The sequence below is a fragment of the Variovorax sp. CF079 genome (genome assembly GCF_900101545.1).
In the GTDB taxonomy this organism is placed as follows: Bacteria; Pseudomonadota; Gammaproteobacteria; order Burkholderiales; family Burkholderiaceae_C; genus Variovorax.
Window position 1 is genome coordinate 124,840 of the sequence record NZ_FMZU01000015.1, and the last position, 14,301, is coordinate 139,140.

13 protein-coding genes, 1 tRNA gene and 1 pseudogene are annotated in these 14,301 nt (G+C 65.9%); 6 read left to right on the forward strand and 9 right to left on the reverse strand.

The window, feature by feature from the left end:
• The first annotated feature begins 32 nt into the window (after positions 1-32).
• The gene (locus BLS74_RS20620) at positions 33-812 is read left to right on the forward strand and encodes a ParB N-terminal domain-containing protein (protein ID WP_093109008.1); all 780 of its coding nucleotides are present in this window, start codon (positions 33-35) and stop codon (positions 810-812) included.
• A gap of 65 nt (positions 813-877) precedes the next feature.
• Here the strand turns inward: BLS74_RS20620 and BLS74_RS20625 are convergent, their stop codons facing one another.
• Positions 878-2,707 carry a pectate lyase gene (locus BLS74_RS20625; RefSeq protein WP_093109009.1) on the reverse strand — a complete coding sequence of 610 codons (1,830 nt, stop codon included), beginning with the start codon at positions 2,705-2,707 and terminating at the stop codon, positions 878-880.
• Positions 2,708-3,279: 572 nt separating this feature from the next.
• Between BLS74_RS20625 and BLS74_RS20630 the strand changes: the two are divergent.
• Positions 3,280-4,156 (forward strand): annotated as a pseudogene (locus tag BLS74_RS20630) (tannase/feruloyl esterase family alpha/beta hydrolase).
• A gap of 22 nt (positions 4,157-4,178) precedes the next feature.
• On the opposite strand, the gene BLS74_RS20635 reads toward BLS74_RS20630, so the two are convergent.
• The 7 genes from BLS74_RS20635 to BLS74_RS20665 all read right to left on the reverse strand — a co-directional run bounded on the left by BLS74_RS20635 (position 4,179) and on the right by BLS74_RS20665 (position 9,496).
• Positions 4,179-4,263 (reverse strand) — tRNA-Ser (locus BLS74_RS20635).
• 39 nt (positions 4,264-4,302) lie between these two features.
• Positions 4,303-4,863: a TetR/AcrR family transcriptional regulator gene (locus tag BLS74_RS20640; RefSeq protein WP_170855670.1), complete on the reverse strand. Its 561-nt coding sequence runs from the start codon at positions 4,861-4,863 to the stop codon at positions 4,303-4,305.
• Positions 4,864-4,975: 112 nt separating this feature from the next.
• A complete protein-coding gene (gene hemW / locus BLS74_RS20645) occupies positions 4,976-6,154 on the reverse strand; it encodes a radical SAM family heme chaperone HemW (RefSeq protein WP_093109087.1) in 1,179 nt (392 codons plus the stop codon).
• Positions 6,155-6,231: 77 nt separating this feature from the next.
• Positions 6,232-6,831 (reverse strand): RdgB/HAM1 family non-canonical purine NTP pyrophosphatase, encoded by a 600-nt coding sequence (rdgB, locus tag BLS74_RS20650; protein ID WP_093109011.1) that lies wholly within the window; start codon positions 6,829-6,831, stop codon positions 6,232-6,234.
• Positions 6,828-7,559 carry a ribonuclease PH gene (gene rph / locus BLS74_RS20655; RefSeq protein ID WP_093109012.1) on the reverse strand — a complete coding sequence of 244 codons (732 nt, stop codon included), beginning with the start codon at positions 7,557-7,559 and terminating at the stop codon, positions 6,828-6,830. Before rph ends, rdgB begins: the two co-directional genes overlap by 4 nt.
• A 27-nt stretch (positions 7,560-7,586) precedes the next feature.
• The gene (locus BLS74_RS20660; RefSeq protein ID WP_093109013.1) at positions 7,587-8,492 is read right to left on the reverse strand and encodes a PP2C family protein-serine/threonine phosphatase; all 906 of its coding nucleotides are present in this window, start codon (positions 8,490-8,492) and stop codon (positions 7,587-7,589) included.
• A complete protein-coding gene (locus BLS74_RS20665) occupies positions 8,489-9,496 on the reverse strand; it encodes a serine/threonine protein kinase (protein WP_093109014.1) in 1,008 nt (335 codons plus the stop codon). Before BLS74_RS20665 ends, BLS74_RS20660 begins: the two co-directional genes overlap by 4 nt.
• Before the next feature lie 91 nt (positions 9,497-9,587).
• Between BLS74_RS20665 and BLS74_RS20670 the strand changes: the two genes are divergently transcribed.
• The 4 genes from BLS74_RS20670 to BLS74_RS20685 all read left to right on the forward strand — a co-directional run bounded on the left by BLS74_RS20670 (position 9,588) and on the right by BLS74_RS20685 (position 13,723).
• A complete protein-coding gene (locus tag BLS74_RS20670) occupies positions 9,588-10,505 on the forward strand; it encodes a YicC/YloC family endoribonuclease (protein WP_093109015.1) in 918 nt (305 codons plus the stop codon).
• 15 nt (positions 10,506-10,520) lie between these two features.
• Positions 10,521-11,141, forward strand: coding sequence for a guanylate kinase (gene gmk, locus BLS74_RS20675; protein ID WP_093109016.1), 621 nt, complete (start codon positions 10,521-10,523; stop codon positions 11,139-11,141).
• Between the two features lie 30 nt (positions 11,142-11,171).
• Complete coding sequence (gene rpoZ, locus BLS74_RS20680) at positions 11,172-11,375, forward strand: DNA-directed RNA polymerase subunit omega (RefSeq protein WP_093109017.1); 204 nt, start codon at positions 11,172-11,174, stop codon at positions 11,373-11,375.
• A 92-nt stretch (positions 11,376-11,467) separates the two neighbouring features.
• Complete coding sequence (locus BLS74_RS20685; protein WP_093109018.1) at positions 11,468-13,723, forward strand: RelA/SpoT family protein; 2,256 nt, start codon at positions 11,468-11,470, stop codon at positions 13,721-13,723.
• Here the strand turns inward: BLS74_RS20685 and greB are convergent.
• A complete protein-coding gene (gene greB / locus BLS74_RS20690; RefSeq protein WP_093109019.1) occupies positions 13,720-14,289 on the reverse strand; it encodes a transcription elongation factor GreB in 570 nt (189 codons plus the stop codon). The two genes, BLS74_RS20685 and greB, sit on opposite strands and share 4 nt — an antisense overlap.
• Positions 14,290-14,301 lie beyond the last annotated feature (12 nt).

The following is a 14,301-nucleotide window of genomic DNA, read 5'->3' on the forward strand; positions in this document are numbered from 1 at the left end:
AGAATGCCGCCCCTATCCCTGATCCCGCATCCATGAATATCGTCGTCAACGAAGAACTAAGAACCTATATCGACCCGTTGACCCCCGAGGAACACGAAGCGCTGGAGCGAAGCATCCTGGCCGAAGGCTGTCGCGATGCACTGGTGCTGTGGGGCGATGTCCTGGTAGACGGCCACAACCGCTACGGCATCTGCCAGAAGCACGGGCTGCCGTTCCAGACTGTGCAGAACACGCGCTTCCAATCCATCGAGGACGTGCACCTGTGGATGATCGACCAGCACCTGGGCCGACGCAGCGTCTCGGACTTCCTGCGAGGCGTGCTGGCGCTCAGAAAGAAGGAGATCGTGGCCGAACGGCAGGCCCGCACGCCGGCAGCGACCGCGCCGGCAGAGGTTCAGACCTCGGCAGACTCGTCCGCGCCGTTGAACAGCCGTGAAGCCGTCGCCAAGGCCGCGCGCATCAGCAGCAGCCAGGTGGTGATGATCGAGAAGATCCGCAAGCAGGCCGCGCCCGAGCTGGTGGCGGCCGTCAAGTCCGGCACGATCTCGATCAATGCCGCGGCGGCCGTGGCGAGCTTGCCGGCCGAAGAACAGGTGGCTGCCGCAATCGCCGGCAAGGATGAACTGAAGCAGGTCGCAAAGCGCGTCCGCGAGGCCAGGCGCAAGCCGCGCGAAGAATCGGCGCCATCCGACGACTCGGCAAAGCCCGATCTCGTGCAACGGCTGGAACAGCGCGTGGCCGAACTGACGGCCGAGAACGAAGACTTGCGCAGGCAAGTGGCCGATCTGCTGCAGGCGCAGCGGACGGGCTAGCCGAAAGGCTGGTGCCCCTCTGCTGCACCAGCCTTTCTGTTACAGCGGATTCACCCGCCCCGCTCTCACACCACCGGAGCGAGGAACGCGACCAGCTTGCCCGTGTTGGCGACGAAGTCGCTGGTCGAGATGCCCAGCGGCCGCTCGCGCGGCTGGTAGGGCTCGATCTCGGGCGGGGTGAGCGGGTCGTACGGCGAGGTGTCGTAGACGTCGCCCACGTGCTTGCTGCGGTAGGCGTCGCCCGTATACGGCGTGGTGGGGCCGTTGCCGCGGAACGGGTTGGTGACGAACGCGATCGGCGAGAGCCAATAGTCCTTGTCGCCGAGCGCGTCGACCACCGCCTGTGCCTGCGCCTCGGTGACCGTCGGGCTGGTCATCGTCGCGCCCGCGAACAGGTCGGGGAAGTCGACTTCGCGCAGCGAGAAGTACTTCGGCAGGTCTCTCGGCCTGCTGACCTTCAGCGGCGACCCCGCAGTCATCTCGGCGATCGCGGCATCGCTCATCGACGCGAGCAGGTCGTAGGTTGCCTGAAGACTGCCGATGTTGACGCTGCGGCCCGCCGAGTAGTGGCTGAGCGTGGCGCGATGGTCGTGATCGAAGTAGTACGCACCGCTCCAGATGTTCGAGCCGTAGCGGTGGACAAAACGCGGCTGGTTCGTCCCCAGCTCGATGAAGGTGGGATGCGTGCGTCCGGCGAGCTGCGGGTTGTCGGCAATCATCTCGGGCGTCAGCTTGCAGCTGTTGAGCCACGCGATCGCTTCCGGCACCCGCGCCAGGAACGTCCTGTCGCCGGTCAGCCGGAAGTAGTGGAACAGCTGCAGCACGTTGGTCTGCGTCGTGTGCGTCGCGAGCGAGCGCGGCTCGTAGGTGCGCGCGCCGGCCGGCGCCCCGGCCGGGCGGCCGTCGCGGTCCTCGGTCAGGTGCTGCAGCGCCCAGCCGGCCTGCGGCACCGGCTGCTGCAGGCGCCGCAGGCATTGCATCGCGCGCTGCACCGGTTCGATCAAGCGGGTCTCGCCGAGTCCCACCACGCACATCAGCATGAACTTGATGTTCTCGCCGGCCACGTCGTCGTTGAACGTGATCTGGCGCGTGTAGTCGCCGTCTTCCATGCCCTGGGTCGCGCCGGGCGGCAGCTGCTGCGGGTTGGGCAGCGGCATCGACGAGACCGAGCCCGGGAACGGCGGATAACGTTGCGGCCAGCCGCCGTCGGCGATGCCGCTGCTGAACTGCGCGCCGGTCACGAAGTCGATCGCCTTGTACAGCGGGCCGCGGAAGCGCCGATCGCGCTTCTCGAGGTACATGCGCAGCAGGAACTGCGACGCCACCGCGGTGCCCGCGTCGTCGAAGGTCGCGTTGCCGTAGTAGTGCTGGAACTCCTCGAGCCGCCAGCCGTTGGCGCCGATCGTCTCGTACCAATGCTTGAGCGAGGCCTCGCCGGCGAAGTCATGGATGTAGTTCCAGCCGCCGGCCGGATGCTGCGCCGCAATCAGCGCAAGCGCGGTGCGCTCGGCGGCCTTGTAGAAGAGCTCGTCGCCGGTCGCGTGGTAGGCGTCTAGGAAGGCGTGGCCGGCCGAAGGCGTGCCGGGCGGCTGGATCCAGCACATGGTGCGCTTGGCCTCCATCTCGCCCCAGCTGACCGACAGGTCGGGCAGGTAGGCCCAGACGTAGCCGCCTCGGTAAGACACTTCTTCGTCCATGAAGCGGACCGCTTGCCGCAGCGCCGAGCGGACGCGCTTGCGGAACTTGTCTGCGGCATCAGGTTTCTCGTCCGCGACAGCGTCGGGTTTCGAGCTCCCGGCGCTGGCAAGGGCTGGGGCCCCGCCATCGCCGCCGCCACCGCAGGCGGCCAGGGCCAGCGGGCTGAGTCCGGACATCACGAATTTTCTGCGTTTCATCGCTGCTCCTCAAAAGGTGGATTCGCCCACCTCCGGTAACACCGGGGGAATCTCATGCCCTGGTGGCCGGGGATCGGGCCGTGGACGAGACCCGGCCGGGCGGCGAGCGCACGGCACGGTTTCGACGGCATGTGCGCCGGAACGCCTGGTTGTCATGATTCTTGGCGCCACGGTGCAGCATGTCGTCGGTCATCGTATGACTTGAACTTCCGGTCAGGACTGGTGGAAACCATGACTGGCACAGTACGCCCGCCACTGAAGTGCAATCAACGGCTGCGGATCAGGTCCGTCTGCACACCTATGACATCAGACGACATAGACGTGTGATACGCCATCGCGCTGCCGCCGTGTCGACCGAGGTCCTGCGGGTTTCCCCTATTTTTTAGTTATCTATGAAAACTATATTGATTATTTGAAATAACGTTATAGCTACCCAGGTCCACCCCGGGCCAGGAGTCCAAGATGCTCGCCCCGTCGGCATTGAAGACGAGCCCCGTTTTCCCGGTCACATCGATGGCCCACGAACGGCCTCACCTCAGAGGGCCGTGCGGTCCGCCTTCACGCAAGCGGAGATGAACACGGTGGCCAACTCGGTGCTCGCGCGTTGCGACGCACTGGACGGAGCGGCGGACGGGATGGTCGCGGACGTCCAGATGTGCAAACAGGCATTCGATCTGGCCACCGCCGTACCCACATGCGGCGGCGTGCGCGACGGCAGCTGCCTCACGGCCGCGCAAAAGAGCGTGCTCGACAACGTCTTCTCCGGCGCGAGGAACAGCGCGGGCACGGCGATCTACAGCAGCTTTCCCTACGATGCCGGCATCAACCGTGCCGATTGGCGCCAGTGGGAGTTCTCCAATTCGCAAAGCCTGGATACCGCTGCGGTCGGCTTCGTTTTCAGCACCCCGCCGCTGGGACCGAGCCGCCCGTCCGGCATCGATTTCGCGCTCGGATTCAGCATGGACATCGATGCGCCGAGCATCTTCGCGAGCACTGCGCTCTACACCGAGTCATCGATGTCCTTCATGACGCCGCCGAACCCGAGCAACGTTTCCGCGCTTCGCGACCGCGGCAGCAAGCTCATCGTCTATCACGGCACCAGCGATGCGGTGTTCTCGTCCGACGACACGACAAGTTGGTACGAGCAATTGCGCGCGGCGAACGGCGGCGATGCAGCTTTGCTCGCTTCTTTCCGGTGCCCGGCATGAATCATTGCGGGCGCGGCCCGACCAGTTCGACATGCTGACGCCGCTCGTCGCATGGGTGGAACAGGGCAAGGCGCCTACGGCGATCATTGCCGCGGCTCGCGGGGCGGGCACCAATGTGGTCAACACCGAATTGCCTGCCGACTGGTCGGCCGATCGCACGCGGCCGCTGTGCCCGTATCCAAAAACGGCGGCCTACGTAGGCGACAGCATCGAATCGGCCTCCAGCTTCGCGTGCCGATAGCAGCCGGTGCGCACCTGGCCGGCGGAGAGTGTGAGATTCGAACTCACGGACGGTTGCCCGTCGGCAGTTTTCAAGACTGCTGGTTTAAACCACTCACCCAACTCTCCGGGACTGTCTTCGCTTTGCGCGAAGGCGTGCGGGCGATTTTAGTCGCCGGGCGGAGTCGGGGCCCACCCGCGCATCACCAGGTCCACAATGCCCGTGGCCCAGGCGCGGCGCTCTTCGGGGCCTGCGAGCGGCTTCGAGATGAAGAAGCGCACGCCGCCAAAGGCCAGCGTCGAAAGCTGCACCGCCGCCAGTTCGGCAGAAGGCACGTGCAGCTTTCCGGTGCGGTGCGCCTCGGCCAGGTACTCGACCACCGGTGCGAGCACGTAGCTGTTCTCGGCATAGAGCGACTTCGCGAGTTCAGGAAAGCGCACGGCCTCCGCGATCACCAGGCGCAGCAGGGCCAGCGTCTTCGGCTCGGTGGCGCCGAGGTACATGCGTTCGACCAGGTCGAGCAGGATCTCCCTTTCGTCGGCACCGTGCCGCACGAGAGTGGCCTGCATGGTGTCGCGGGCACTGCTGACCGCACGGTGCACGACCTCCCGAAACAAGGCCTCCTTGTTCTCGAACTGGCGGTAGATGGTGATCTTGGCGACGCCCGCATCGCGCGCGATGGCCTCGATGCTGGTCGCCGCGTAGCCGTTCTCGAGAAAAGACTTCAATGCAGCAGCGAGGAAGGACTCGCGCAGGGCCGCCGCCTGCTCTGGACTGGGTCGTCCACGCGACCTGCGCTGGGTTTCATCCGGGAGCATTCGGTTCGGCATGGTTTTCCGCTCACGCATCCGGCAGGAAGATGGCCTGCAGATCGCTCAGGAAGTCGAAGCCGCGCGCCGTCGGCCAGACGCGCGCGAGGTCACGCTCGATCAGGCCTTTGCGCTCGGCTTCCTCGAGCCCGCGCTGAATGGCGGTGATGGCCAGCCCGGTGCGTTCGCCGAACTGCGCCAGCGTGAAGCCCTCCTTGAGGCGCAGGGCGTTGAGCATGAATTCGAAGGGCAGCTCGGCAAGGCCGACCTCGTCGCTCTGCGCGACGGCCTGGCCGGCGAGCGCATTGTCCATGTAGAGACGCGGCTCCCGGAAGCGGACCTGCCGTACCACGCGGTGCGCAAAACTCAGCTTGCTGTGCGCGCCGGCGCCGATGCCGAGGTAGTCGCCGAACTGCCAGTAGTTGAGGTTGTGCGCGCAATGGTGACCCACGCGCGCATAGGCCGATATCTCGTAGCGGTTGAGACCATTCTGCGCGGTGCGCTCGGTGATGCGGTCGAGCATCGCGTAGGCGGCATCGTCTTCCGGCACCACCGGCGGAAACTTGGCGAAGTAGGTGTTGGGCTCGATGGTCAGGTGATAGACCGACAGATGCGGCGGCGCCAGCGCCAGCGCCTGATCGAGGTCCGCGTCGAGGCCCTCCAGGGTCTGGCCCGGCAGCGCGTACATCAGGTCGAGATTGAAGGTGTCGAAGGCCATCGCTGCCTCCTCGACCGCCGCGATGGCCTGCGCGCGGTCGTGCACGCGGCCGAGCGCCTTCAGGTGCTCGTCGTTGAAGCTCTGCACGCCGACCGACAGCCGCGTGACGCCGGCCGCCCGGTAGGCCCGGAAGCGATCGCGCTCGAAGGTGCCGGGGTTGGCCTCCAGCGTGATCTCGCAGTCGGGCGCGAGCTTGAGCCGGGCACGCAGGTCGCCGAGCAGGCGGTCGATGGCGGCCGGCGAGAACAAGCTGGGCGTGCCGCCGCCGATGAAGATGGTGTGCACGCTGCGGCCCCAGATCAGGGGCAGAGCGGCGTCGAGGTCCGCGATCAGCGCATCGAGATAGCGTTGCTCCGGCAATGCGTCGCCATCGCCGCCGCGCCACTCGTGCGAGTTGAAGTCGCAGTAAGGGCACTTGCGCAGGCACCAGGGCAGATGGACGTAGAGCGACAGCGGCGGCAGCGCCGACAGCTGCAGCGGCCCCGGCCGCATCAGGTGCAGCACGTCGTTGGCATGAGCCACACCACCGGCGCGCTCCTGCGCGTTGCTGGTGATCGGGACGACGAGGCTCACAGCCAGCGCTCCCGCATCAAGGCCAGCATCGCGCGCGCTGCCTGGCCGCGATGGCTGTTGGCGTTCTTCACTTCGGTCGGCAACTGGGCGAAGGTCTTGCCGAACTGCGGCAGCCACATGACTGGATCGAAACCGAAGCCGTTGTCGCCGATGGGCTCGCGCGTGATCTCGCCCGCGGCGCGACCCACCGCGATCAAGGGTTCGGGATCGTCGGCGCGGCGCAGCGCAACCAGCGTGCTGACGAGCGCGGCGCGGCGGTCGGCGACGCCGGCCATCTGCTCGAGCAGCGCGCGCACGTTGTTCGCGTCGCCCTTCTCGTAGCCGAACTGGGTGGCGTAGTAGGCGGTGGCCACGCCGGGCAGCCCGCCGAATGCCTCGACGCAAAGGCCCGCATCGTCCGCGATGGCCGGCAGGCCGGTCGCTGCCGAGGCGTGGCGCGCCTTGGCCAGCGCGTTCTCGACGAAGGTGAGAAAGGGTTCCTCGGCCTCGCCGACCTGGAGTTCAGACTGCCGCACCAGCTCGACGCCGAGCGGCGCAAACAAGGCCTGCAGCTCGGCGAGCTTGCCGGCGTTGTTGGAGGCCAGAACCAGCTTCATCCGTTCGACAATGCCTGCGCCTGCAGCCTAGTCAATTCGGCGATACCCTTTTCGGCCAGCACCAGCAGCGCATTCATCTCTTCGCGCGAGAAGGCCGCTCCTTCGGCCGTGCCCTGCACTTCGACGAAATGGCCGGCGCCGGTCATCACCACGTTCATGTCGGTGTCGCAGGCCGAGTCTTCGATGTATTCGAGATCCAGCAAGGGCGTGCCCTGCACGATGCCGACGGAGACCGCGGCCACGTGGCCGCGAATGGGCGAGGCCGCGATCTTGCCCGCGGCCAGCAGCTTGTCGACTGCATCCTGCGCCGCCACGAAGGCGCCGGTGATCGCGGCCGTGCGCGTACCGCCGTCGGCCTGCAGCACATCGCAGTCGAGATGGATCGTGCGCTCCCCCAGCGCGGCCAGATCGAACACGGCGCGCATGGAGCGGCCGATGAGGCGCTGGATTTCCTGCGTGCGGCCGCTCTGCTTGCCGCGCGCCGCTTCTCGATCGCTGCGCGTATGCGTGGCGCGCGGCAGCATGCCGTACTCGGCCGTGACCCAGCCCTCGCCGCTGCCGCGCTTGTGCGGCGGCACCTTTTCCTCGACCGAGGCGGTGCACAACACGCGCGTCTGGCCGAACTCGATCAGCACCGAGCCCTCGGCGTGAATCGTGAAACCGCGCGTGACGCGCACGGGGCGCAACTGGTCGGCGGCACGGCCGCCGCTTCGTACGAAAACTGTCATGTGGAGCGAAAAAAGAAGGAAGAAAAATCAGGCTTTGCGCGCAGCGGAGCGTCGTATCGCCTCGTTGATTTCGGCAATCGAGCGTTCGATCGCGTCCTCGTCGAGGTCGTCGAGTTCGCTGTCGGAGGGCATGCCGGCCTGGATGGTCGAGGCGAACACGCCGTCGCTGATGCTGTCGGTCGACACGCCGCGTGCCTGGCCCGTCGCCTCGGGCATCTCCCACTCGAGCGCGATCAGCGTCACGTTGTCGCTGTGGGTGCCGCCGTTGCGCAGTGCCATCTCGGCCAGGTCGGGCGCCGCATCGGAGACGGGCTTGCCGGAGGAGAGCGTGTGCACGATCAGGGCTTCGTCCAGCACGCCCCAGAGGCCGTCGGAGCACAGCATGATGCGGTCGCCGCGCTGGAGCTGCAGCGGCGCCGAGATGTCGAACAGCGGCGTGGTCGGGGAACCCAGACAGGTCAGCAGCAGGTTGCGGTTGACGATCTCGGCCCCGGCGTTGGCGCGCGGCCGCTCGGCGTGGGAGTGGTCGCGCGTGCGGGTCAGCAGCTCGCCGTCGCGCACCACGTAGAGCCGCGAGTCGCCGCAATGGATCCAGGTGGCGGTGGTCCCCTGCAAAACGGCGGCAACCACCGTCGTGCGCGGGGTGTCGAGCATGCCCTTGTTGCCTGCGTAGCGCATGATCTGCTGGTGCGCGGCCATCACCGACGCAGTCAGGAATGCCTTGACGTCCTTGACGATCGGTCGCGCCTCGCGCTGGTACAGCGCCGCGATGGTCTGCAGCGCCAGCTGGGCCGCCACCTCGCCTTCGGGATGCCCGCCCATGCCGTCCGCCAGCACGAAGAGGCCCGATTCGCGCGTGTAGCAGTAGCCCATGCGGTCTTCGTTCTTGAGACGGCCACCCTTGCGGCTGACCTGGAAGACGGAGAATTTCATGCCGGACGTGTCGTCGGCGCTGCCGCCTTCGGCAACCCCTTCTTTTCGAAGGACCGCATGTTGTCGATCGACAGCCGGACCTTCTCGCTCACCGTGAGCTTGGTGTAGCGGCGCTCGCCTTCGCGGCTCAGCTCCTTCTGCAGCGCGAAGACCGACTGCGGACGCGAGAGCGGGTCGAGCGACATGCACCACTCGACCACTTCGATCAGGTTGTCGGAGTAGATGCCGCGCAGGCGCGAGAGCGACAGGCCGAGCCGGTCTTTCTCGATGCGCTGCGGGGCGTCGTTCGGGGGATAGCCCTGCATGCAGGCATAGATGCAGGCGCCGATGGCGTAGATGTCGGTCCAGGGGCCCATCGACGAATCACGGCGGTACATCTCTGGCGCCGCGAAGCCGGGCGTGTACATCGGGCGGATGAAGTTGCCTTCCTTGGAGAGCACTTCGCGCGCGGCGCCGAAATCGATCATCACCGCGCGATCGTCGTCGGTCACGAAGATGTTGGCCGGCTTGATGTCCAGGTGAAGCATCTTGTGCTGGTGCACGATGCGCAGGCCGCGCAGGATCTCGTCGAACAGCGAACGGATGGTGGACTCACGGAAGACCTTCTGTTTCTTGAGGTCCCGCGCGGTCACGATGAAATCCTGCAGGGTGGCGCCCTCCAGGTAGTTCATGACCATGTAGACGGTTTCGTTCTCGCGGAAGAAGTTGAGCACGCTGACCACCGAGGCATGCGAGATCTGCGCGAGCGAACGCCCTTCCTCGAAAAAGCTCTTCAGCCCCAACCGGTAGAGCGACAGCTTTTCGGGCGGCACCTGGGGAGCAAGCTCGCCGGTGCCCCGGGTTGCCAGGGAGGAAGGAAGGTATTCCTTGATGGCCACCTGCTGGCCACTTTGGTCGACAGAGAGGTAGACGACGCCGAAACCACCGGCAGAAAGCCGACGCACGACGCGATAACCGCCGATGACCGTGTCAGGCAACAGGGGCGAAGGTTTGACCTTTGACATAATCCGGGAGTTTCGCCCGAAGGCGATGGTGCGGCAAGCGAACGCCGTGCCGTCGTCTCGGTGCGTACACACAATTTCACAGCGAGGCGCAATGCCAGTTTACAGCATGACCGGCTATGCCAGCGGCCAGAACGGCCCCGCGGGCAGCCACGCCGACACCGAGCCGCGGCCCCATGGCGCGGGCCGGCTCGGGGTCGAGATTCGCTCGGTCAACAGCCGTTTTCTCGACCTCACTTTCAAATTGCCCGAGGAGTTGCGCCAGCACGAGCCGGCCTTGCGCGAATTGCTGACGGGGCAGCTCAAGCGCGGCAAGGTCGAGCTGCGCGCCTCGATCGAAGGCGGCGGTACCGCGGGCATCGGCGAACCCTCGCCCAAGTTGCTGCAGCGGCTCAACGGCGTACAGGACAACATCAAGTCCTGGCTGCCGGCTGCCCGGGAACTCAGCGTGGCGGACGTACTGCGCCTGGCGGCCGGCGACACACAGGCGAAGGGTGACTTGGGGCCTGAGCTGTCCGAGGTGGCGGAGAAGACGCTCAAGGCGCTTGTTTCGGCGCGCGAGCGCGAAGGCGCCCGGCTTGCGCGGATGCTGCAGGATCACCTTGCCCAGCTGCGCAAGCTGGTCGAGCAGGCGCTGCCGCTGGTGCCCCAGCTCGTCGAGCAGCAGCGCACCCGCTTTCTCGAGCGCTGGCAGGAGGCCATGGGCCTCGCCGCCGGCGGCACGCCACCGGAAGCGGCGCAGGATCGCGCCATGACCGAAGCCACGGCCTTTGCGATCCGCATCGATGTCGCCGAGGAGCTGACGCGCCTTAACTCGCACCTCGAAGAGATCGAGCGGCTGGTCAAGAAGGGCGGCGAGATCGGCAAACGCCTCGATTTCCTGATCCAGGAACTGCATCGCGAGGCCAACACCCTGGGCTCCAAATCGGCGACGCTCGAACTCACCCGGATCGGCGTCGACATGAAGGTGCTGATCGAGCAGATGCGCGAGCAGGTCCAGAACATCGAATAAGTAGAGAACGAGCGAATGGATTACCCCGGCAACATTTTCGTGGTCGCAGCGCCGAGCGGCGCCGGCAAATCAAGCCTGGTCAAGGCCCTGATGGAGCTCGATTCCGCCGTGCAGCCATCGGTGTCGCACACCACCCGCCCCCCGCGCGGCCAGGAAAAGCATGGTCGCGAGTACTTTTTCGCTTCGCACTCGGAGTTCGACGCGATGGTCGCCTCCGATGCCTTCGTCGAATGGGCGCACGTTCACGGCCAGCGCTACGGCACCTCGAAGAAGGCAATCGAAGAGCGGATCGCCCAAGGCGCGGACGTCATCCTCGAAATCGACTTCCAGGGCGCGCTCCAGATCCGAAAGACCTTTGCCAACGCGGTGACGATCTTCATCCTGCCGCCGAGTTGGGAGGAACTGCGGTCCCGGCTCGAACGGCGCGGGGAGGACAGCGCCGCGGTCATCGAGCTGAGGCTGCAGAACGCCGCCGAGGAGATGGCACGCGCAAACGAATTCGACTTCGTTATAATCAACGAGTTATTTGAGCGCGCACTTTTTGACCTCAAGGCGATTGTCCACGCTCAGCGGCTCCGGTATTCCGCACAGCGCCGCGCGCGAGCCGACACTTTTGCCGCGCTGAACATTCCCTGATCCCGATCACCTGTACGTCGAAAGATCCTCATGGCCCGCATCACCGTCGAAGACTGCCTGCAACACATTCCGAACCGCTTCCAGCTGGTGCTGGCAGCCACCTACCGTGCGCGCATGCTGAGCCAGGGCCACGCGCCGAAGATCGAAAGCAAGAACAAGCCCGGTGTCACTGCCCTGCGCGAGATCGCAGAGGGCAAGATCGGGATCGAGATGCTCAAGAAAGTGCCCGGCTGAGTTGACGCACGCTTGCAACAAAGAGCACCGCCTTGCGGTGCTTTTTTTATGCCTGGACGCGTCGAATCGACTGCCACGCTAAAGTGGAAGCCATGAGCGTGGTTGTCAAGTCCCAGTCCGATGCCCCCCGAGGCACGCCACGGCCGAGTCCGGCGGCGTTGAACGCGGCTGCCGCCAGCTTCGCTGCGCTGACCGACCGGCTCGACTACCTGAGCGTCGAAGACGTCGAACAGGTGCGCCGCGCCTACCGCTTCGCCGATGAGGCGCACTTGGGACAGCTGCGCAACAGCGGCGAACCCTACATCACGCATCCTATCGCGGTGGCGGCGCAATGCGCCGAATGGAAGCTCGATGCGCAGGCCCTGATGGCCGCCCTGCTGCACGATGCCATCGAGGATTGCGGCGTGACCAAGTCGGAGCTGATCGAGCGCTTCGGTGCACCGGTCGCAGAGCTCGTCGACGGCCTCACCAAGCTGGACAAGCTCCGCTTCAACACGCGCGAGGAGAACCAGGCCGAGTCCTTCCGCAAGATGCTGCTCGCCATGGCGCGCGATGTGCGGGTGATTCTCGTCAAGCTGGCGGACCGGACGCACAACATGCGCACGCTCGACGATGCGCCGCGCGAGAAATGGGCCCGGATCTCGCGTGAGACGATCGAAATCTACGCGCCCATCGCGCACCGGCTCGGGCTCAACCAGACCTACAGGGAACTGCAGGACCTGTCGTTCCGCCATCTCAGGCCCTGGCGCTATGCGATCCTCGCAAAAGCGGTCACCAAGGCCCGCGGCCGACGCCGCGACCTGATTCAGAAGGTGCAGCAGGAACTCGAAACTGCCTTCGCGGCAGCTGGCATGAGCGTGCGGATGGCCGGCCGCGAGAAGACGCTCTATTCCATCTACCGCAAGATGGAAGAAAAGCATTTGAGCTTTGCCCAGGTGACCGACATCTACGGCTTCCGCCTGATCGTGCCGACGGTGATCGCTTGCTACACCGGGCTCGGCATCCTGCACCAGATGTACAAGCCCCTGCCCGGCAAGTTCAAGGACCACATCGCGATCGCCAAGCTCAACGGCTACCAGTCGCTGCACACCACGCTGGTCGGCCCGGCCGGCGTCAACGTCGAATTCCAGCTGCGCACCGAGGCCATGCACGTGGTGGCCGAGTCCGGCGTGGCAGCTCACTGGCTCTACAAGGCGGCCGAGCCCAGCGCGGCGACCAGCGATCGTCTGGGCGCCAAGTGGCTCCAGTCGCTGCTCGACATCCAGGATGAAACGCGCGATGCGGCCGAATTCTGGGATCACGTCAAGGTCGACCTGTTTCCCGACGCGGTCTACGTGTTCACGCCCAAGAGCCAGATCCTGGCGCTGCCCCGCGGCGCGACGGTTGTCGATTTCGCCTATGCGATCCACAGCAACATCGGCGACCACACTTCAGCCGCGCGCATCAACGGCGACCAGGTTCCGCTGCGCACCGAGCTAAAGAATGGCGACGTGGTCGAGGTGATCACGGCGCCCGTGTCGACGCCAAATCCCGCGTGGCTCGGCTTCGTGCGAACCGGACGGGCCCGCTCCAAGATCCGCCACTACCTCAAGACTCTGGCGCATGCCGAATCCGAAGGCCTGGGCGAAAAACTCCTCGCCCAGGCGTTGCGCGCCGAGGGCCTCGGCAACCTGCCCGACGATGACGAGGAGCACCAGCAGATCTGGGAAAAGCTGCTGCGATTCACCGGCAACCGCACGCGTTCGGAGTTGCTGACCGACATCGGTCTCGGCAAGCGCATCGCCAGCATCGTTGCGAAGCGGCTCATGGCGCTCCTGGCAGAACGCGGCGAGAAGCCCGATGCGCTGATGCTGAGCCGCGAGCGCTTCACCGCGCACGAAGCCGTCTCGCAAGGGGCTGTCACGCTGGACGGCAGCGAGAACTCCTCGGTCCGCTTCGCGCTCTGCTGCCGCCCCATTCCGGACGACCCGATCATGGGCTACCTCGGCCATGGCGAAGGCTTGGTCGTGCACACCGAAGCGTGCGGGGTTGGCCAACGTTTGCGCCACAAGGACAGCGAACGTTTCTTTGCCGTGGAATGGGCCGACGACCCGGTCCGGACCTTCGAGACAGGCGTCGTCATCACGGTGCGCAACGACAAAGGTGTGCTCGCACGCGTCGCCGCAACGCTGGCGGACGCGGAGGCCGACATCACCCACGTGGAGATGGCCGACGAAACTCCGCAGGACTCCACCGATCTGCGTTTCGTGATCGCAGTGCGCGACCGCACGCATCTCGAGGCCGTGCTGCGGGCCGCGCGGCGTACGCCATCCGTGCTCGCGGCCGCACGGACAGTGCCGACCCCTTAAGCTGCAGCGGGCGGCGGATAGCTCACCGCCAGTATCTCGATCTCGTGCACGCCGCCCGGTGTCGCAAGCTTGACCACATCCCCCTCCCGCGACTTCAGCAGTGCCCTGGCAATCGGAGAAATCCAGCTGACCTGCGCTTGCGCGCTTTCGGCTTCATCGATGCCCATGATGGTCACGACGCGCTCCTCGCCGGTCTCGTCGGCGTAGCGCACGGTGGCGCCGAAGAAGACCTGGTCGCGGCCATGATGGACCGAAGGGTCCGTCACCTCCGCCACCTCGAGCCGCTTGGTGAGAAAGCGGATCCGCCGGTCGATCTCGCGCAGCCGCTTCTTTCCGTAGAGGTAGTCGCCGTTCTCCGAGCGATCGCCGTTCTTGGCCGCCCAGTGCACGGCCTCCACGACCTTGGGCCGCTCGACATCCATCAGTTCGAGCAGCTCGGCACGCAGGCGCGCGTAGCCCTGCGGGGTGATGTAGTTCTTGCTCCCGGCGGGGAGAGGCGGCGCGGCGCCGGCCGTACCGTCGTCATCATCGCCTGCATCGTTTTCTTTGGTGAATGCCTTGCTCATCGCAGAAAGCTC